Source organism: Pseudomonas sp. R11-23-07 (assembly GCF_003852295.1).
In the GTDB taxonomy this organism is placed as follows: domain Bacteria; phylum Pseudomonadota; class Gammaproteobacteria; order Pseudomonadales; family Pseudomonadaceae; genus Aquipseudomonas.
On record NZ_CP027761.1, the window covers coordinates 195,834 to 217,183 of the forward strand.

7 protein-coding genes are annotated in these 21,350 nt (G+C 62.0%); all 7 read left to right on the forward strand.

Annotation, left to right across the window (positions count from 1 at the left end; genetic code table 11):
* The first annotated feature begins 60 nt into the window (after positions 1–60).
* The 7 genes from C4J84_RS00810 (at position 61) to C4J84_RS00840 (ending at position 21,349) form a co-directional block, all read left to right on the forward strand.
* Positions 61–1,557: a YdgA family protein gene (locus C4J84_RS00810; RefSeq protein ID WP_124369134.1), complete on the forward strand. Its 1,497-nt coding sequence runs from the start codon at positions 61–63 to the stop codon at positions 1,555–1,557.
* A 300-nt stretch (positions 1,558–1,857) separates the two neighbouring features.
* Positions 1,858–4,338: a poly-beta-1,6 N-acetyl-D-glucosamine export porin PgaA gene (pgaA, locus tag C4J84_RS00815; protein ID WP_124369135.1), complete on the forward strand. Its 2,481-nt coding sequence runs from the start codon at positions 1,858–1,860 to the stop codon at positions 4,336–4,338.
* Positions 4,339–4,350: 12 nt separating this feature from the next.
* Positions 4,351–6,348, forward strand: a complete 1,998-nt coding sequence (gene pgaB, locus C4J84_RS00820) for a poly-beta-1,6-N-acetyl-D-glucosamine N-deacetylase PgaB (RefSeq protein WP_124369136.1) — start codon at positions 4,351–4,353, stop codon at positions 6,346–6,348.
* Positions 6,349–6,350: 2 nt separating this feature from the next.
* Positions 6,351–7,691, forward strand: a complete 1,341-nt coding sequence (gene pgaC, locus C4J84_RS00825; RefSeq protein ID WP_124360713.1) for a poly-beta-1,6-N-acetyl-D-glucosamine synthase — start codon at positions 6,351–6,353, stop codon at positions 7,689–7,691.
* Positions 7,692–7,693: 2 nt separating this feature from the next.
* Complete coding sequence (gene pgaD, locus C4J84_RS00830) at positions 7,694–8,176, forward strand: poly-beta-1,6-N-acetyl-D-glucosamine biosynthesis protein PgaD (protein ID WP_124360714.1); 483 nt, start codon at positions 7,694–7,696, stop codon at positions 8,174–8,176.
* A 527-nt stretch (positions 8,177–8,703) separates the two neighbouring features.
* Entirely contained in the window at positions 8,704–10,425 is a 1,722-nt protein-coding gene (locus tag C4J84_RS00835; protein WP_124369137.1) for a ShlB/FhaC/HecB family hemolysin secretion/activation protein, read from the forward strand.
* 31 nt (positions 10,426–10,456) lie between these two features.
* Positions 10,457–21,349: a hemagglutinin repeat-containing protein gene (locus C4J84_RS00840; RefSeq protein ID WP_124369138.1), complete on the forward strand. Its 10,893-nt coding sequence runs from the start codon at positions 10,457–10,459 to the stop codon at positions 21,347–21,349.
* The last annotated feature ends 1 nt before the right edge of the window (position 21,350 follow it).

Here is a 21,350-nt window from a genome sequence, read left to right on the forward strand (position 1 = left end):
CTCGCTCCTACAGTTCAAGGAAGACAGCCCACTTCTCACAGGATTTGATCAGGTCACTTCATGAATAAGCCAGCAGTCGTTCTTTTGGGTTTCGTTGTCGCCGTTGGCGTCGTCAGTGCAGGCGGCGCCTGGTACACCGGTAAACAACTGGAGCCGGTCCTGCAAACCGCGATCCAGAACGCCAACAAGGAACTGCAGACCTCCATGGCCGGCGTGGACGGCAGCGTGTCCCTGGAACTGGTGTCCCTGGACCGCGGCGTGTTCAGCAGCACCGCCCATTACCGCCTCAAGGGCCAGGGCAGTGTGTTCGGCGAGCAAAACCCGAACCCCGAGCTGCTGTTCGTCGACCATATCGAACACGGCCCGTTGCCGTTCTCGCGCCTGGTCAGCCTGAAGTGGCTGCCAGTGATGGCCACCAGTCACTATGCACTGGAAAAGAACGCCACCACCGAACAATGGTTCGCCGCCAGCAAAGACGTGTCGCCGCTCAAAGGCGTGGCCAATATCGGTTACAGCCGTTCGGTCAGCGGCAATGTCGAACTGCTGCCCCTGGAATTCAAGGACGACAAGTCCTCGGTGAGCTTCTCCGGCGCCAACCTCGACTTCGACAGCAGCGCCGAAGGCCAGAAGGTCAAGGCCGACGGCTACATGAACAGCCTCAAGGTCGCGGCGGTCGATGCCAACGGCGACGCGTTCGAAGCCGAACTGGCCGGCCTGACCGTCGCCAGCAACCTGGCCAAATCCACCTTCGGGTTCTACACCGGCCAGAACACCATCGAACTGACCGACACCAAGGTTACCTTCGGCCCGCAGAAAGCCGTGCTGACCCTCAAGGGCTTCGAGCAGAAAGACTCCAGCGAAACCAAGGACAATAACCTGGCCGGCCGCGTCGACTACAAGATCGACGAGATCGGTTACCAGGGTAAGCCGGTGGGCTCGGCTGCCATGGCCGTCAGCATGAAGAACGTCGATATCCCGGCGATGCTGGTGTTGACCAAGCTCTACCAGGACAAGATGCAGCCGGTGCAAGCCGCTGCCGCTGCCGGCCAACCCGCGCCGGAGCTGCAACTGACCGAAGCCGAGCAGACCCTGGCCGAAGCCAACGTCAACCAGGTGCTGGCCGCCAAGCCGCAACTGGCCGTGGAAAACCTGTCGCTGAAAACCACCCACGGCGAAAGCAAGTTCAGTCTGGTGCTGGACCTGGCCAAGCCGGCCTCCATGGAACTGCCGCCGGTTGAACTGGGCAAGCAGATGATCTCGCTGCTGGACGCCAACCTGACCCTGTCCAAGCCGATGATCGGCGACGTGGCCGCGCTGCAGGCGCAGGTCGGCGGCGTGACCGACCCGAAAGCCATCGAACAGCAATCGCAGATGGCGGCCGATATGGTCAGCGGCATGGCCGTGGGTACTCAGCTGGCAACCCTGGAAGGTACCGATGTGGTGTCCAAGCTGCACTATGCCAATAACGAAGTGACCTTCAACGGCCAGAAGATGACGGTCGAGCAGTTCATCAGCTTCGTGATGTCCAAGGCCGGCGCAATGAGCGGCGCGCAATAACCCTGAAATGCAATTGAAAATGTGGGAGGGGGCTTGCTCCCGATAGCGGTGGGTCAGTTAAAAATTTACTGACTGACATTCCGCCATCGGGAGCAAGCCCCCTCCCACATTTTGTTTGTGCTTGGCAAAAAAACGCGTTCAGCCAATTCTGAACAATTGTTCTGAATTGCCCTTGGCCTCGCCTGGCTGAGGGATAGTTCCCATAGGAAAGCTAGGTCGGGTCCCGAGACGCCGACACCCTGAAGCACATCGCTCAGGATCACCCATCGTTGCAGCTTTCCTTGTAAGGAAGCTGACGCCATGTTGCCAATCCATTCACTCAGTGCATCAGGCCGGTTGCGGTTGCTCATCGGAGCAGCCCTGTGCAGCCAATTGCTGATGCCCGCCTATGCCGTGGCCGACCCTGCCTATGACGCGTTGATCATCCAGGCCCGCAACGGCCACTTCACGCCGGCCCTGACTCAACTGCGCCAACTGTCCGCCGAACGTCAAACCCCAGGGCAGGTCAGCGATCACCTAGTGATTGCCGGTTGGGCCGGGCAGGACGCCGAAGTGCTGAAGGTGTATGAAGCCCAGGGCAAAAATCGCAACCTGACCAGCCAGGCGCTGGCCACGGTGGCGCGCACCTATCGCAATCAAAAACAGTGGGCCCAGGCCGAGGCGGTCTATCGCCAGGCGCTGGTGCGTGAACCGAACAATATCGACCTGCAACTGGGCCTGGCGCTCACCCAGGCCGATGGCGGCAAAGCCACCGAGGCGGTGCAACGTTTGCGCGCGCTGGTGGCCGCGCAGCCGAATGACCCCAACCGTCGCATGGCCCTGGGCTACGCGCTGAGCCGTGCCGGCTTGAACTACGACGCACTGTTTGAATTCGACCAGGCATTTATCCGCGCCGGCGACAAACCCGATGTAGCCCGTGAATACATCGTCGCCCTGCAAAAGGCCCGGCTGCCGGAAGCCGCGCTGCGCCTGTCGGCCAAGCGCCCAGGGCTGGTGGACGCGGTGACCCAGCGCCGCCTGGAAGGCGACCTCGCCGCCGAGCGCGTGCGCATCGCCGAGTTCGCCACGCGCACCGAAAAAGAACGCTACGTGGTGGCCGACCGCGCGCTCAATGACTACGACCGGCTGATCGCCCGCTGGGCCCCGGACGCCAGCGCCCATGACGACGTGGTGCGCTGGCGCATCGACCGCCTGGGCGCGCTGAAGGCCAGGGCGCGCACCGCGGAAGTGATCCGCGAATACCAGACCCTCACCGGCGAAGGCGTGCAGTTGCCCACTTACGCGTTGCGTTGGGTTGCCGCGTCGTATCTCGACCAGCGCCAGCCGGAACAAGCCGAACCGCTGTACCGCCAGGTGTTGACCGCACCGGATGCCGACGCCAGTTACCGCGTCGACGACAGCACCGCGTTGTTCTACGCGTTGCTGGAAAGCGACAAGGTCGAGGACGCCCGCCAGGTCGCTAACACCCTGGCCAAGGAACAGAACCCCCGCGTCGAACTCAAGGGCCTGCCGATTGGCAACCCCAACGACAATTGGATGGACGCGCAACAACTGGCCGCCCAGGCCGGCACCTTCGGCGGCGACCTGCCGGGCAGCGAAGCCAGCCTGGAAGCCCTGGTGGCCAAGGCGCCAGGCAACGTCGGCCTGCGCATCGCCCAGGCCGACATGTACCGCGCCCGTGACTGGCCGCGCCGCGCCGAAGGCACCCTCAAGGAAACCGAAGCCCAGGCCCCGCGCGACATCGGCCTGGAAATTTCCCAGGCCTATACCGCCATGGACCTGCAGGAGTGGCGCCAGATGGACGCCCTCACCGACGATGTGGTTGCGCGCAACCCGGACAACCGCCAAGTACAACGTCTGCGCCGCCTGCGCGATGTGCACGACATGGCCGAGCTGCGCGTCGAGGCCTACACCGGCAAAAGCTATGGCGGTGGCAATAACAACGACGCGGGTGCCGTGACCGGTAGCCGTGACTGGGGCATTGAAAGCGTGATCTACACGCCGCCCATCGACGAAGACTGGCGCCTGTTCGCCGGTGCCGGCTACGCCACCGCCGACTTCAGCGAAGGCACCGGCCAGCACCGTTGGCAGCGCGTGGGCGTGGAGCGGCGTACCCGCGACATGACCATTGAGGCCGAAGTGTCCAACCATTCCTACGGCGATGGCTCCAAGCAAGGCGCGGCAGTGTCGATTGCCCGCGACATCAACGACCACTGGCAGTACGGCGGCAGCGTCGGCTACCTGCTCACCACCACGCCATTGCGCGCCTTGAACGACGGCGTCACCGCCAACGGCGGCAGTGGGTTTATCCGCTGGCGCGCCAATGAAAGCCGCGAGTGGAAACTGACCCTCAGCCCGTCGCACTTCAGTGACGGCAACGACCGCTTCGAAGCGCTGCTCAGCGGCCGCGAAGGCCTCTACAGCTCGCCCCATGTGCAAGTCGACCTGGGCCTGGAAGTGGGCGCCAGCCGCAACAGCAAGGAAGACACCGCGTACTTCAACCCGAAGTCGGACTTCACGGTGTTACCGATGATCAACGTCAATCACGTGCTCTATCACCGCTACGAGACCCAGTGGAGCCAGCAGTTCCAGATCGGTGCGGGCACCTACAGCCAGCGCGACTACTCCACCGGCGGCATCGGCCTTATCGGTTACGGCCAACGCTTTCGCTGGAACGACGTATTGGAAATGGGCGCCAACCTCAGCCTGATCAGCCGACCTTATGACGGTGATCGCGAACGCGATCTGCGCCTGCTCGTCGACCTCACTTACCGTTTCTAGAAGAGCCTGACCATGACCGTCCTCAGCCGTTGCTTGTTGGTCCTGGGTGTAATGCTGGCCGCCGCCTGCGCCCAGCAACCCGCGCCCTATACCCCACCCGCGCAGCGGCCAACAGCGCCGAACGAAGCGCCTTGGCCGAAAAACCATTTCCTGGGCATTGCCTACCACGACGTCAATGACCGCGACCCCGACCAGACGGTGGTGGCGGTGCGCACCGAACGCTTGATCGAGCAACTGTCGTGGCTGCGGGAGAACGGCTACCAGGCGGTCAGCGTCGACCAGATTCTGGCGGCGCGCAACGGTGGCCCTGAACTGCCGCCCAAGGCCGTGATGCTCAGCTTCGACGACGGTTACACGAGCTTCTACACCCGCGTGATGCCGATTCTGCGCGCCTATCACTGGCCGGCCGTGCTGGCGCCGGTGGGCTACTGGATCGATACGCCACTGAACAAGCCGGTGGACTTCGCCGGCTCACCGCGCCCGCGTGGCGAATTCCTCACCTGGCAGCAGATTCGCGAAGTGTCCCAGTCGGGCCTGGTGGAAATCGCCGCGCACACCGATGCCAGCCACACCGGGATTCTGGCCAACCCCCAGGGCAACCTGGAGCCGGCGGCGACCTCACTGCGCTACGACCCGGCGACCCAGCGCTATGAAACCCAAGCGCAGTTCCAGGCGCGGATGCGTGCCGATGTGGCGGCCATCACGCAGAAAATCCGCAGCGTGACCGGCAAGGCGCCACGGGTTTGGGTGTGGCCGTACGGTGCGGCCAAAGGCACGTCCCTGGCGGTGGTCAGCGAGCAGGGCTACCAGATGGCCCTGACCCTGGAAGACGGCCTCGACAGCCTCGGCAACCTGATGAACAGCCCACGCTTCCTGGTGGCCTCCGACCCGGACGGCGAGCACTTCGCCAACAGCATCGTCGCGGCGCAGACCCCGGCGCCGCTGCGCGTATTGCACGTGGACTTGGACAATGTCTACGACCCCGACCCGGCCCAACAGGCGCGCAATCTCGACGTACTGGTCCAGCGGGTAGTGGACATGGGCGTCGGCACGGTATTCCTGCAAGCCTTCGCCGACCCCAAGGGCGACGGCCTGGTGCATTCGCTGTATTTCCCCAACCGTCATCTGCCGGTGCGCGCCGACTTGTTCAACCGCGTTGCCTGGCAATTGCACACCCGTGCCCATGCTGCGGTGTATGCGTGGATGCCGGTGCTCAGTTTCGCCCTCGACCCCAAGCTGCCCCGCGTGACCCGCTGGGACCCGCAAAGCGGCACGCTGGGCGCCGATCCTGATCAGTACAAACGCCTGTCGCCGTTCGACCCGCAGGTGCGCACAATCATCGGCGAGATCTACGAAGACCTCGCCCGCAACAGCGCCATCGACGGGGTGCTGTACCACGACGACGCCGTGCTCTCGGACTTCGAAGACGCCAGCCCCGCCGCGCTCAAGGCTTATGCGGCCAATGGCCTGCCGGGCAGCATCGCCGCCTTGCGCGCAGACCCGGCAACGCTGCAACGCTGGACCCGCTTCAAAAGCCGCTACCTGATCGATTTCACCCAGGAGCTGACCACCAAGGTGCGCGCCATCGCCGGGCCGCAGGTGCAGACCGCGCGCAATATCTTCGCCGAACCGATGCTCAACCCGGCCAGCGAAGCCTGGTTCGCCCAGAACCTCGATGACTTCCTGCAGGCCTATGACTGGACCGCGCCGATGGCCATGCCGTTGATGGAAGGCCAGTCGCTGGAGAACTCCAACGCCTGGCTGGAAAAACTGGTCGCCACCGTCAAGGCCCGCCCCGGTGCGCTGGAGCGAACCGTATTCGAACTGCAAGCCAAGGATTGGCGTACCCAGCAAGCCCCCGATATCAACGCTGTGCAAATGGCTGAATGGATGGGGGTGCTCAAACGCCAGGGGGTCAAGAGCTTTGGCTACTACCCGGACAACTTCCTGGAAAACTCGCCGGACCTGAAGACCGTACGCCCGGCCCTTTCCAACCAGTGGAACCCTTGATCATGTTCGACAGAATCCTGGCTTTATTCGTGTTGGCGTTGGTACTGGGCGTGCCCCTGGGCCTGATCTTCCTGGTCACCGGGCAGTTCCTGATGGACTTCGTGTTTTTCTACCCGTTGTTCATGTCTGCGCTGTGGATCGCCGGCGGCCTGTACTTCTGGCTGCACTGGGAGCGCCACTGGCCGTGGAAGGAAGACACCCCGGCGCCGACCCTGGCCGGCAACCCGCTGATCTCGATCATCATCCCTTGCTACAACGAAGGCGATAACGTCGCCGACACCATGGCCGCTGCATTGGCCCAGGTGTATCCGAACATCGAGGTGATCGCGGTCAACGACGGTTCCAGCGACAACACCGCCGCCGTACTCGACGCGCTGGCGCTGCAACACCCACGCCTGCGCGTGCTGCACCTGGCGCAGAACCAGGGCAAGGCCGTGGCCCTGCGCATGGGGGCGGTGGCCGCGCGCAGCGAATACCTGGTGTGCATCGATGGCGATGCGTTGCTCGACAAAAACGCGGCGGCCTATATGGTTGCGCCGATGCTCGACAACCCGCGCCTGGGCGCCGTGACCGGCAACCCGCGTGTACGCACACGCTCAACCCTGATTGGCCGGGTACAGGTGGGCGAGTTCTCCTCGATCATCGGCCTGATCAAGCGTACCCAGCGCGTGTTCGGGCGGATCTTCACTGTGTCGGGGGTGGTGGTGGCGTTCCGTAAGAAGGCGCTGAACCGCATCGATTACTGGAGCACCGACATGATCACCGAGGACATCGACGTGAGTTGGAAGCTGCAGCTCGATCACTGGGCGATCTTCTACGAGCCGCGCGCGCTGTGCTGGATCCTCATGCCCGAAACCGTCGGCGGCCTGTGGAAACAGCGCCTGCGCTGGGCCCAGGGCGGTGCTGAAGTGCTGTTCAAAAATATCCGCGGCATCTGGCAATGGCGCCATCGCTACCTGTGGCCGCTGCTGTTCGAGTACTGCCTGTCCACCGGCTGGGCGTTCACCTTCCTGCTCTCGGTGTTTTTCTGGGGGCTGGGTAAATTCATGGTGTTGCCGCAGGCGATTACCGTCGTCTCCCTGGTGCCCCCGGCGTTTACCGGACTGGTCCTGGCAATGGTGTGCCTGCTGCAGTTCGCGGTGAGCATCCTGATCGACCGGCGCTACGAAAAAGACCTGTGGAAAACCCTGTTCTGGACCGTGTGGTACCCGATGGTGTTCTGGCTGGTGAGCCTGTTCACCACGCTGGTCAGCTTTCCCAAGGTGTTGTTCAACCAGCACCAGAAACGCGCCCGCTGGGTCAGCCCGGACCGTGGTATCAAACCTGCCCAAGAGGAGGCGTGACGATGAAACTGGTCAGAACCCGCCAGCACCTGGTGATGTGGATCATCGATGTATTGCTCACCCTGCTGGCCTGGGGCGGCCTGGTCTGGCTGCTGGCCCGGGGCATGAGCGCCATGCTCGAAACCCACGGCGGCCCGCGCCTGGAAGCGCCGATTTTCGCCGCGCTCAATACCTTGCAGATCTATCTGTGGATCGCCCTGTTCAACGCCGTGATCCTGATCGCCTGGGCGCGCTACCAGCAGCGCAAAGGGCGCAAATTCGCCCAGCGTCGCGCCGAAGCGAATGCGCTCAGCGACCAGCACTTGAGTGAAAGTTTCAACCTCGGCGCGGGCGACCTAGAGCAACTGCGCCGGCCTGGCGTGCTGGTGATCCACAACGATGAAGAGGGTGGGGTGGGAGAAGTGAAGTCCCACGTGTCCCGCGACGTCGAACGCCCCGGCCTGGCCCTGGTGCCCGGCTCGGAAAAAGACAAGGGTATTGGCTAGGCTCTTCCAATGCTGCGAATACCCAATGTGGGAGGGGGCTTGCCCCCGATAGCGGTCTAAAGATCATTCCCACGCTCCCGCGTGGGAATGCCTCCTCGGACGCTCCGCGTCCCGCCAACCGCTCACACAGGTGACGCGGAGCGTCACGGGCTGCATTCCCACGCGGAGCATGGGAACGATCCCCTAGGCGCAGCGGTTCAATCCCTGTTCTCGAAATTCCGATAAGTGGGATCCAATTCACAAAACCCCCGCGAACTTTCCTCCAATCCCCGGTACTAACCTAGCGACGACACCTGATGGCTAAATAATGGCGATCAATGGCTGCTCAGTCGAATCCTCATCGAAACAGCTGCCGCCGGTCGGATTAAACGTTTCCGCGATCAGCCTGAAAGCCGTTAGATGATTAAATTTTGTTACTAATCAATACATTAACGGCCAGGCCCGCTCAAACACCCAACAGCCCAGCTTCTTGGACTGCTGGAAGTTCGATGTTAGTTTGCCGGCCCTTAATTTTCGACGGATCGAACATGCCTCTGTTAATGCCACGGACTCGGTTTCTTCTATGCACTGTCTTGCTCACTTGCCTGGGCCTGAACACTGCATTCGCCGCCCCCACCCCCGGCGACCAGGACCTGATCCGCGACCGTCAAAACCGCCTGCTCGAAGAGCAGCAACGGCGTCTGCAGGAACTCCAGGACCTGCCCGGCAAGGCAACCAAGCCCGAAGCCCCGGCCACCTCCGCCGACACGCGCTGCTTTCCGATCCAGGACATCGAACTCAAAGGCGCCGAAAGCCTGCCGGCCGCCGACCGCGAGCGTCTGCTCAAGCCGTATATCGGCCAGTGCCTGGGCGTGTCCCAGCTCAACGAACTGCTCAAGGCCATCACCGACTACTACCTCGGCAAAGGCCGCGTCACCAGCCGTGCCTACCTGCCACAGCAGGACCTTTCCAGCGGTCACCTGCAAGTGCTGGTGGTAGAAGGCAAGCTCGAAGCCCTGAAAAGCGCCGAAGGCAGCACGGTGACCGAGCGCGAATTGGCCATGGCCTTTCCCGGCAAGGTCGGCGAGGCGCTGAACCTGCGCGAAATCGAGCAGTTGGTGGACCAGCTCAACCGCCTGCCGTCCAAACAGGCGCAGATGGAGCTGACCCCCGGCAGCCAGGTCGGCGGCAGCGACGTGGTGGTCAAGAACACCGCACAAAAGCCCTGGCGCGCCAGCCTGTCGCGCAATAACGACGGCCAGAAAAGCACCGGCGAACAGCAATGGGGCGCCGGCCTTGAGTGGGACAGCCCGCTGGGCCTGGGCGACCAGTTGATGCTGCGCGGCGGCCACGACGCCATCAGCGACCATCAGAAAACCTCGAAAAACACCCTGCTTTACTACAACGTACCGTGGGGCTGGTGGAACTTCAGCTACAGCTACAACGAGAGCGACTACCGCACCTACATCGTGGCCGATAACGCCAAGTACAAGCAGGACGGCGACAACCAGAACCACCAGCTGCGCGCCGAGCGGGTGATCCATCGCGATGACGTGAGCAAGACCTCGGTCAACGTCGGCCTGGCGCACCTGCGCACCAACAACTACCTCCTCGACGTGCGCACCGCGCCCAGCAGCAACCGCCTCAGCGAACTGCAACTGGGCATCAACCACGGCCGCCGTATTGGCAGCGCCTTCGTCAACCTCGACCTGGGCATGCAAAACGGCATCGGCCTGTTCGACGCCCAATCGCAGGAAGAGCGCGGCGAGTTCGGCCGGCGCCAGCCGAATTCGCGCTACCGCAAATACACCGCCACCGTCAGCTACCTGCAACCGTTCAGCCTGTGGGGCGAGTCCTTCAGTTTTTCCAGCCTGGCCACCGGCCAACGCAGCGAAGACATCCTGTTCAGCCCGCAACGCATGAGCCTCGGCGGTTCGGCCTCGGTGCGCGGCTTCAAGGACCAATTATTGACCGGCGACAGCGGCGGCTACTGGCGCAACGAAGTGCGCTGGGCGCGCCCGGTGACCCTCGACTGGATGCGCCCGGCCTTCTTCGAATACGGCGTCAGCGTCGGCTACGACCAGGGCGTGATCAGCAACGACCGCTACAACGACAACCTGCATGGGCGGGTCTCCAGTAACTCCCTGGAACTGTTCGCCCGCGGCAAAAACGTCAGCACCAGCGTGACCTTTGCCCACTCGTTAGAAAGACCTGGCGTGATCACCGAGCGCGAAGCGCCGATCTACTTCCGCATGGATTTCTTCCTGTAATTCAACGCCCCGCTGCAATGAGAACCTGACAATGGACGTCCGCCAATTCGCCTTCCTGGCCCGCCAACCTTCTGCCGCCCTGAAGCCGCGCAACGCGTTCTTCGGCCTGCCCAAGCGCGGGCTGGCGTTGATCCTCGCCAACGCGCTGTTCTGGCAACCGCTGCTGGCCCAGGCCGAGGGCATTGTGGTCAGCGCGCCGGGTACTTCGGTTGGTCAGGCGGGCAATGGCGTGCCGGTGGTGAACATCGCCACGCCCAACGGCGCGGGTTTGTCCCATAACCAGTTCCAGCAGTACAACGTCGGCCCCAACGGCGTGATCCTCAACAACGCCACCGGCACCCTGGTCAACACCCAGCTGGGCGGCTACATCGTCGGCAACCCCAACCTCAAGGGCGGCGCAGCCAGCGTCATCCTCAACGAAGTCAACGGCGGCAGCGCCAGCCAGTTGCGCGGCTACACCGAAGTGGCGGGGCAGTCGGCCAAGGTCATCGTCGCCAACCCCTACGGGATTACCTGCAGCGGTTGCGGCTTTATCAACACGCCGAACGTCACCCTCACCACCGGCAAACCGGTGCTCGACCCGACCGGCCAACTGAAAAGCTACCAGGTCGACGGCGGCGCCGTGACCATCGACGGCGAAGGCCTGAACGCCAGCAACGTCGACCGCTTCGACATCATCACCCGCTCGGCCAAGATCAACGCGCAGATCAACGCCCGCGAACTCAACGTGATCGCCGGGCGTAACGACGTCGATGCAAAAACGCTCAATGCCACGCCACGCGCCGACGACGGCAGCGCCAAACCGGAGCTGGCGATCGACTCATCGGCCCTGGGCGGCATGTATGCCGGTGCGATCAAACTGGTGGGCACCGAGGCCGGGGTGGGGGTGAAGCTCGACGGTACGCTGGCGGCCAGTGGTGGGGATATCCAGCTCGATGCCAATGGGCGCTTGAGCATGGCGCAGGCGGCTGCCACCGGCAACGTTAAGGTCACGGCGCATAATGTCGATCTAACCGACAAGGTCTACGCCGGTAAAGCGCTGGACGTGCAAGCCCAAGGCGATCTCATCAACCGCAAAAGCCTCGCCGCACGTGACCGCATCGCGCTGTCCAGCGGCGGCACGCTGACCAACAGCGACGTCATCGAAGCCGGCGTCAACGCCGATAACACCCGTAACACGGCGGGTGATGTGAGCCTGCGCGCCACGACCCTCAACAACACCGGCACCAGCGTCATCGCCAGTCGTGCGTTGACCGTTGATGCCCAAGCCTTGAACAACCAGGGCGGCACCCTCAGCGCCCGGCAACACACCAGCGTCACGGCGGCTGCGCTCGATAACCGCAACAAGGGACGAGTCCTCAGCAACGCCGCGCTGGAGGTCAGCGCCAGCGAACTGCAGAACGGCCAGGGCGGATTGGTCACCAGCAATGGGCCACTGACCGCCAACGTGGGCACTGTGCAAAATACCGGCGGCGAAATCTCCAGCCTGGACACGGCCACCCTGACGGTGACCACCCTGGACAACGTCGCGGGCCTGGTCACCGCAGGCAAGGCGTTGAGCCTCAGCGCCGGCACGCTCGACAACCAGAACGGGCTGGTCACCAGCCAGGGCGCCCTTCACCTCAACGGCAATCGCCTGGACAACCGCCAGAAAGGCCTGGTCGCCAGCACCGGCGGCGTGCAGATCGACGTCGCCAGCATTGACAACCGCAACGGCGAGCTGTCCAGCCGTGCGGGCGTGGCGGTAAACGGCACGCAGTTGGATAACAGCGATGGCGGCCTGGTAATAGCCGGCAGCGGCCTGAACCTGAACGTCGATCAACTGCTCAACCGCAACCAGGGCCTGATCAGCAGTGAAGGGCTGCTCACCGTGACCGCGGGCACCTTGGTCAACCGTGGTGGCGCGCTCTCAAGCGCTGGCCCGCTGACCATCGGCGCCCGTGACGCGGTGGACAACCAGGGCGGGCGCCTGGTGACCGATGGCACTCTGACCCTGACCAGCGCAAGCGTCGACAACAGCCAGCAAGGCACCCTCAGCGCACGTGATGCGCTGCGTATCGACACCCGCGACCTGAACAACCAGCAAGGCGGCCAGGTGACCAGCGCCACCGGCCTGACCCTTGAACTCAATCGGGGCCAATTCAACAACCAGGGCGGGCTGATCAACGGGCCGCTGTTGGTGCTCAACAACCTCAAGGATGTGAATAACCAGGGCGGCGAGATTTCCAGCAGCCAGGCATTCACGCTCACTGCCGACAACCTCGACAACAGCGGCGGTAAAGTGCTCGGCAATACTGCCCTGACCCTGCGCATCGGCCTGGCCCTGGCGAACGTCAAGGGCATGATTGCCGCCGCTGCGGTGGATGCACGCGCCGCCAGCCTGGACAACAGCGGCGGTACCCTCACCAGCCGTGGCGACACCGTGCTCAACGTGAGTGGCCCATTGACCAACCGGGCCCAGGGCCTGATCAACGCGGCCAACCTTCTGAGCATCAATACCGCGAGCCTGGATAACCAGGGCGGCTCGTTGCTGGGCAGCGCGATTGCCGTGGATTTCGGCAGTGCCACCGGCGATCTGAATAACTCTGGTGGCCTGATCACCACCGCCGGCAACCTGAGCATCGATCACCTGCGCGACTTGAATAACCAGGGCGGTGAACTCTCCAGCGCGCAAACCCTGAACCTCGGTGGACGCACCCTCGACAACAGCGCGGGCAAGCTGATCAGCAATAACCTGCTGGTGCTCAACGCCGACACGCTGATCAACCAAAACGGGTTGATGTCCGGCTGGCAAGGCCTGAACGCCACTGCCGCAAGCCTGGACAACCGCAACAGCGGCACCCTGTCGAGCCGTTACGGCGCCCTCAATGCCACACTCACCGGCAGCCTGCTCAACAGCGGCGCGGGTGCGTTGGTCAGCCAGAAGGCGCTCACCGTCAGCGCCGCCGAGTTGGATAACAGCGACAAGGGCGTGCTTTCCAGCGCCACCGAACAAAACCTCAAGGTCACCGGCCTGCTGAACAACGCCAACGGTGGCACCATCGACAGCGGCACGGCCCTGGACCTGACCGCGCGGAACCTGGACAACAGCGCCGGCAGCATCAGCGGCGGCACCGACACCAGCCTGGACCTGCTGGCGACCCTGACCAATACCAACGGCAAATTGGCCAGCGGCGGCTCGCTGTTGATCAACCGAGCGGCGCAGATCAACAACCAGGGCGGGCAGCTCGCCAGCCAAGGCCTGTTGACGCTGCTGACCGGCGGCCTGGATAACCGTAATCGCGGCACACTGGCCGCCAATGATCGCCTGAGCATCACCGCCAGCGGCCTGGTGCAGAACGGCAGCGATGGCCTGATCTACAGCCAGAACGCTGACCTCAAGCTCAGCGCCAACCGGCTGGACAACGACAAAGGCGCCGTGCAGAGCCAGAACGGTCTGACCCTCGACGTGGTCGACGCTGTCGACAACCAGAGCGGCAAATTGATCGCCCAGACCGGCGACCTGACTATCAAAGCCGCCAGCCTCGACAACCGTGGCGGCACCCTCGCCAGCCTTAAGGCCCTGCTCCAGACCCGAGTCGTCGGCGTGCTGCGCAACGGCTACGACCTCAACAACAATCGCCAGGGTGGCGTGATGCAGGGCCAAACCCTGGACCTGCAAGCCGGCGCCGTGGACAACTATGGCGGACGCATTTCTGCGCAGGGTGGCAACGGCCTGGTCACCACCGGCAATTTCGATAACCGCAACGGCGGGCTTTATGCCAAAGGCCTGATGCGCGTGGTTGGGCACGATTTCGATAACAGCGGTGACAACGATGGCCAGATAGCCGCCCAACAGATCGACCTCGACCTGAGCGGCGCACTGAACAACCGCCTGGGCATCATCGAAAGTGAGTCCACCCTCAAGGTGCACGCCGCCAGCCTCGACAACCAGACCGGACGCCTGCGTGCCCTGGGGCCCGACGGCACGACTGAGTTCGCCATCGGTGGCGTGTTCGACAACCGCAACGGCGTGCTGGAAACCGCCAACACCAACCTGACACTGGACGCCGGCAGCCTGCAAAACCTTGGCGGTAGTGTGCTGCACGTGGGCACCGGCAACTTCGGCATTGCCCCCGCCAACCTCAATGACGTCGGCGGCAGCCTGGTGACGCGGGGCGACCTGACCATCACCCGGGACAACTGGACCAACAGCAGCGTGATCCAGGCCGGGCAACTGACGGTCAACGTCAACACGCTCGACCAGACAACAACCGGCCAATTGCTCGGCGCCCGGCGGTTTATCGGCAGCGGCGGCAACTGGTCCACCAACGGCCTGATCGCCAGCGACGGTGACCTCGACCTTACGTTAAGCGGCGCGTTGAACAGCAGCGGGCGCATCAGCAGCCTGGGCAAATTGAACCTCACTGCCGCCCAGGCGAACCTGAGCGACACCGCCAGCATCGCCGGCGGCGGCGTGACCCGCGCAACCATCAGCGGCACCCTGAACAACCGTGGCCGCCTGACCTCGGCCACTGACCTGCTGATCGACGCGGGCGCGCTCAACAACTACGCCACGCTTGGCAGCGGGCAAGCGCTCACGGTCACCACTGGCGCGTTGCTCAACGACCACGGCCTGATCTTCAGCGGTGCCGACATGAGCCTGCGCGTCGCGTCGTTGAACAACAGCTACGGCGACATCTACAGCATGGGCAACCTGAGCGTCGATCGCGACGGCAAGGGCGGGTTGGCCGACAGCATTATCAACAGCTCGTCGAGCATGCAGAGTGATGGTGACCTGAGCCTGACCGCCGCCACGATCAAAAATGAACGTGCGGTACTGACCGTCAATGATGCGGGCGTATACACCGCCTCCGCCACTGAAGGCACATGCATCGAGTATGTCAACGCCGGTGACTGCCATGCTGGTGGCACGGGGCGTAACTACGTGTGGGAAGTGGTGACCCGCGACAAACTGGAGGTGACCGCGGCCAGTGCCGGTTCGAGCATCACTTCGGGCGGTAACATGACCCTGGCCGGGGGCGACCTGCTCAACAGCAGCAGTTCGATTGCAGCCGGCGGCAACTTCACGGCGCGCCTGAACAACCTGGTCAACACGGGGATTGAAACCGGCGAGACCGAGACCTATCGGCTCTTTACCTCCGCGCGCACCGAACATCCGCGTGCCTGGTTCAATGCCGCCAGCGCACTGACCAACAAATACTGGTACAAAAGCGCCGGTTACAACCCCAATGACCTCGGCGGCCTTGAGGCCACCGTGGCCAACTTCGTCGGCATGATGGAGAGCGAGCGTACCCAGTTCGGCAAGGTCACCAAAATCGCCAGCGATGATCAGCGTTACGCCGCCGTGATCCAGGCTGGCGGCGCGGTGGACGTCAAGGCGCAAGCCGGTATCGACAACAGCGTGGTGCGCCTGGGTTACCACTACATCGGTGCGGGCGCAAAAAACCCAACCGACGCCACGGGCGCCAGCGGCGCCGCCGGTTACTCGACCCGCATCACCCTTAACCAGCAATTACCTCCTGACTTGGCCCAGCAGCAGATCAACCCGCTGAGCTTGCCCGGCTTTACCTTGCCCAGCGGGCAGGGCGGCCTGTTCCGCCTCAGCGGCGCAAGCGCCAGCGCGCCGGCCAGTACCGGCCCGCAAGGCTGGACCCTGGGCGGCGGCAACGTAGACCGGGCCCCGGTTTCCGGGCCGGTCGTACCCGGCACCGGCACCTCGGCCGATGGTGTAACTATCAATCGCGTGCAAGGCCTGCCGGACAGCCAGTTCGTCTCCAACCCACAGAAATACCTGATCGAAACCAACCCGCAGCTGACCAACCTCAGCCAGTTCCTCAGTTCCGATTACCTGCTGTCCAAGCTCGGCTACGACCCCGACCAGGCGCAAAAACGCCTGGGTGACGGCCTCTATGAACAACGCCTGATCCAACAGGCGGTCATTGCCCGCACCGGCCAGCGCTTCATCGACGGCCAAACCAGTGACACGGCGATGTTCAAGTACCTGATGGACAACGCCATCGGCAGCCGTCAGGCGCTCAATTTGTCTGTAGGTGTAAGCCTCACCGCCGAACAAGTTGCGGCCCTGACCCACGACATCGTGTGGATGGAAAACGCCACCGTCGCCGGCCAGCAAGTGCTGGTGCCCGTGCTCTACCTGGCCCAGGCCAACAACCGCCTGGCCCCCAATGGCGCGTTGATCACCGGCAGCGATCTGAGTCTGGTAAGCGGCGCAGATCTCAACAACGTCGGCACCCTGCGCGCCACCAACAACCTCGCCGCCAGCGCCGGACGCAACATGGTCAACGGCGGCCTGACCCAGGCCGGCAACCGTCTCGACCTGCTCGCCGGCAACAGCCTGACCAACCGCGCCGGCGGCATCATTGCCGGACGCGATGTCAGCTTGGGCGCGATCAGCGGCGATGTCCTCAATGAGCGCAGCGTCACCAGCCACCAGAGCAGTAGCGGCTACCGCACCGAACGCACCGACTTCGTCGACAACGCCGCGCGCATCGAAGCCGCCAACAGCCTGACCCTGCAAGCCGGTCGCGACGTCAACAGCACCGGCGGTGTACTCAAGAGTGGCGCCGACACGCGCCTGCAAGCCGGGCGTGACGTGAACCTGGCCACCGCCGAACAGCGTAACGCCAATATTGTCAGCACCTACTCACGTAACAGCAGCGCGACCCAGTACGGCACTGTGGTAGAAGCCGGACGGGACTTCCAGATTGTGGCGGCACGGGACATCAGCGCCATCGGCAGCCAGTTGAATGCAACGCGTGATCTGGCGATGGTGGCCAAGGGCAATTTGAACCTGGCTTCGGCGGCGAATGAACAGCATTCGGCGTTTAATTCCAAGAAGGTCACCAGTCAAGAGGATCATGTTCAGCAGGTGTCCACCGTACTCAAGGCGGGTGGTGACGCCACCCTGAGCGCCGGGCAGAACCTGCAACTAGTGGCCAGCCAGGTGGATGCGGGCAAAGAAGCGTATCTGGTTGCGGGTAACGACCTTGCCCTAAAGGCGGCTGAAAATCAGGACTACAGCTTCTACAGCAAAACCAAGAAGAGCTCGTCCGGGAAAAAATTCCGCCTGGATGAGACTTCTGCCATCAACAATGTCGGCAGCTTGGTCAGCGCGGGTACCAACAGCACCGCCGTGGCGGGTGAAAACCTGTTGCTGGCTGGGAGTGCCGTCACCGCCGAAAAAGGCGCGGCGCAACTGGTCGCAGGCCAGGACGTCAGCATTCTTGCGGTCACTAACTCCGACCACGCCCGTCACGAACGCAAAGAAAGCAAAAGCAGTTGGGGTGGGTTCAAGTCGAGCAAGGTTGAAGACAAAGTCGACGAGAAGCGCACGACTGCGGTGGGGAGTATGGTTTCGGGTGACACCGTCACTGTTTCCAGTGGGCAGGACGTCAGAGTCACCGGCTCATCGTTGGTGAGCACCGCAGAACTGGCTGTACAGGCCGGGCGTGATCTGACAATCGATGCCACGCAGAACACGTTCTCGCGCACCGACATGCACAAGGAAAAAAATCGCGACCTCACCGGTGTACTGACTGGCAACAAGCTGGGGCTGGATGACATCACCGGCAATCAGCATTTGTTCATCAATAGCCAGAAACACAACGGCACAGCCAACGAAACGACCTTGACGGGCAGCACGGTCGGGTCCAGTGCTGGCAATGTGAGTCTGGCCGCCGGGCGCGAGCTGAAGGTGGTCGCCAGTGATTTGGTGAGCACCAAGGATATGTCGCTCAACGGCTCTAACGTCACCATTGCTTCCGGGACAGAAACAGCTAATCAAACCAGTAAAGACAGCTCCAAAAGCCTGGCAGTCGGGCGGGTGATTGGTGGTGTAGCGGTCGATACCTACAAGAGTATTCGCAACGATGTACAGGCCGTTCAAAAAGCCGACGACAGCCGCCTGAAGGCCGTCAAGGGCGCTCAGGCGGCGCTCTCGGTCTACGATGCTTTGGGTGGTAGCAATGAAGCAGCCAACGATTCAGACGGCAAGCCCGCCAACAGCAAAGGGTCGGTGTTTAAGATTGGTACTGAACTCGCGAATACCCGCAAGAAAAGCACCAGCGAGTACAACGCCGAGACGGTGAAGCAATCGACCCTCAACAGTGGCGGTGGTCTGGCGATCGTGGCAACCGGCAATGCTCCGGGCACCGCAGGTGACCTGCATGTGATCGGCAGCAGCATCAAAGCCAAAGACACGCTGTTGCAGGCCAAGAGCGACGTCATCCTGGAAAGCGCTCAGGACCGTAAGAACTGGGACAACCAGAATAAAAATAACAAGACCAGCATCGGTGTGAGCCTCAGTTTTGGTGAACAGAGCGGCTTCGTGCTGGACCTGGGTGCACAGATGGCCAAGGGTATGGGAACCGGCCATGAAGTCACCCAAGTCAATAGTACGGTTGAGACGGGTCTTCTCGTCCTCAAGAGTGGCCAGGACACAACATTGGCAGGCGCGCAGGTGCATGCCGATGCTATTAAGGCGCAGGTTGGCGGCAACTTGAACATCGCCTCTCGCCAGGACGAAGCGAGCCAGAAGAACAAGCAAACCAGCGGCGGTGTTGGCGTGAGCATTTGCGTGCCACCTTTCTGCCTGGGCTCCATGGTTTCAGGCTCCGCGAATATCGCCGGCAACAAAATGAACAGCGATTACAACGCGGTGACCCAGCAAACCGGCCTTTATGCTGGCAAGGGTGGCTATGACATCAATGTGGGTAAAAACACTACGCTTCAGGGCGCGATAATCGCCAGCGAAGCCAGCAACGACAAGAACTACCTGAGTACTGATCGTCTGCTGGTCAGCGATATCAAAAACAACAGCGACATCAAAAGCCAGGCCGCGAGCTTGAGCTATTCCGGCGCGACAGCAGGGTTCACTGATGCGCGCTCGGGCGTGGGCGGCACGATTCCGTTGCTGCTCAAGGAGTCCGACAGCAACAAAACCCGTAGCGCCGTCAGCCCGGGAACAATTGAGGTAAGGAACGCGGCCGGGGTCAATGACCTGGTCGGCTTGAACCGTGACACTGCCAACGCCAACAAGCCGCTCGACCGGCCCGACGAAAAGGCCATGCAAGAGCGGATCGACTTGATCCAAAGCTCGGCGCAACTGTCGAGTAGCGTGATCAACAAAGTTGCCGAAGCCAAGGCGAATAAAGCCGCAGCCTTGAGCAAGCAGGCAGATGATCAGGCCAAGGCGGGCTCACCCGATGCTGAGCAAACCGCACTGGCGGCAAACGCGGCATATCTGGATGCCAAGGGCTGGCAGGTGGGTGGTGACAAGCGTGTGATGGCCGATATCGCCACCGGTTTAATCGCAGCGGGGTTAGGCGGAGCGACAGGAAGTACAGCCGTCGGCATTGTTGCCAATACGTCCTCCAGTGACATCTTTAAAAAGATAGGCGACTACGCTCAGGCCAGATCCATAGATCCGAAATCCGATGCGGCCACCCGCGCAGCCTGGGCAGAGGGTGGTGCGGCACGTGTGATGTTGCATGCGCTGGCTGGGGCGGCGATTGGGTTGTCCAGCGGTAGCCCTCAAAGCGGTGCACTAGGTGCAGGTGCATCAGCCGCGTTGATACCGGCGATCACAGATGCTTTGGAAAAAAACCAAATCAAGGGTACGGATCAAGATGCGCTGGCGTCGTTGATTGCGGCGGGTGTGGGCACTGTTGTAGGTGCTGGTAATGGCGTAAACGGTTCGATAGTGGCTGGTGGAACGGCCAATAGTGTTGAAGTATTCAACCGCCGCCTGCACAAGACCCAGGAAGTGCCAATTCTGGAGAAGAAGGCCGAAGAGCTGGAAAAGCGGGGCAAAGCTGAGTCCAGTACACGTTGGATTGATTTGCTGATGATTGCCGCAGGCGGTGCGGTCGATAAAGCTGACGAAGCACGCTTGAATGCACTGGTGCAGCAATCCAAGGGCAAGGACACCGAGTCCGAGCGATTCATGGAAGATTTGAACACGGCCAAGGGAATCGTTGCCCAGTTAGCCGCACAGGAAATTCCGCTGACCTGGAAAGATGGCACGCCCATTATGGTCAAGGGCGAGAAGGTCTACGCCTTCGGTGCCACAGAGAGTCAGAAAAACGACCCCACCCTTTTTAATGCGGCAAATGTCTACGGCCCCGGAGCTGTCTATGATCAATGGCGGCAGTACGGTCAAGAGCAGACGGCTCAGCATCAAAACGAGCTATCGGGGCTGTCTACGTATGAGTCGAGCGTTGCGGATGCGTCGCAGCGTTTGGCGGACATCGCGATCAAGGGGACTAAAGACGTCACGCCTGAGCTGGATATTCTGGCGGCTGTGGTACCGGCGGCACGGGGTGCCAAGACTGTTTTCGAACTTGTTTTGGAGAGTATTGCGATTAAGAGGCTTGCATCAGCTGCCGAGTTAAACAGCGCAGCTAAGTCCGGTGAGCTGATTGCGGGAAAAAATTGGGCTGGGGCAGCTGATAACGAAGCTGGGTTAGCCGGGAGACCTCTTACGGTTGTTCCAGGAAGATTTGATAATGAAATTGACTTGGCACTTAAATCAGATGTCACGGGAGAGGTTTTAGAGGGGCAAGTCGGAAGAGCATTGAGCGAAAAAGGGATGCTTTTGGATTATCAAAGCAAATTCAGATCTGGTTTTGTTGACGGAAAACCTGTGGGAATTGGCGAGATAGACGCTGAAACACCTCGTTTTATCATTGAGGTTGCCAGCAGTCCGAAGCCTGGAAAAATCGAACAGTTACAGAAGTTACAAAATAACACTATGCTTAACCCTGATCGTAAAGAAGTCATACTTTTTGCTCCGAACGTGGTTAAGCCGCAGCAGATCAAAGCTTATGAAAAGGTAGGGGTTAAAGTAATTAACAGCGTCGAAGAGTTATTCGAGTATGGAGCCAAAAAAGGGGGGTTATAGT

What these genes read in the sequence shown, in the direction of transcription:
- C4J84_RS00810 (WP_124369134.1), top strand. Translation starts at nt 61, where the DNA reads ATGAATAAGCCAGCAGTCGTTCTTTTGGGTTTCGTTGTCGCCGTTGGC.
- pgaA (WP_124369135.1), top strand. Translation starts at nt 1,858, where the DNA reads ATGTTGCCAATCCATTCACTCAGTGCATCAGGCCGGTTGCGGTTGCTC.
- pgaB (WP_124369136.1), top strand. Translation starts at nt 4,351, where the DNA reads ATGACCGTCCTCAGCCGTTGCTTGTTGGTCCTGGGTGTAATGCTGGCC.
- pgaC (WP_124360713.1), top strand. Translation starts at nt 6,351, where the DNA reads ATGTTCGACAGAATCCTGGCTTTATTCGTGTTGGCGTTGGTACTGGGC.
- pgaD (WP_124360714.1), top strand. Translation starts at nt 7,694, where the DNA reads ATGAAACTGGTCAGAACCCGCCAGCACCTGGTGATGTGGATCATCGAT.
- C4J84_RS00835 (WP_124369137.1), top strand. Translation starts at nt 8,704, where the DNA reads ATGCCTCTGTTAATGCCACGGACTCGGTTTCTTCTATGCACTGTCTTG.
- C4J84_RS00840 (WP_124369138.1), top strand. Translation starts at nt 10,457, where the DNA reads ATGGACGTCCGCCAATTCGCCTTCCTGGCCCGCCAACCTTCTGCCGCC.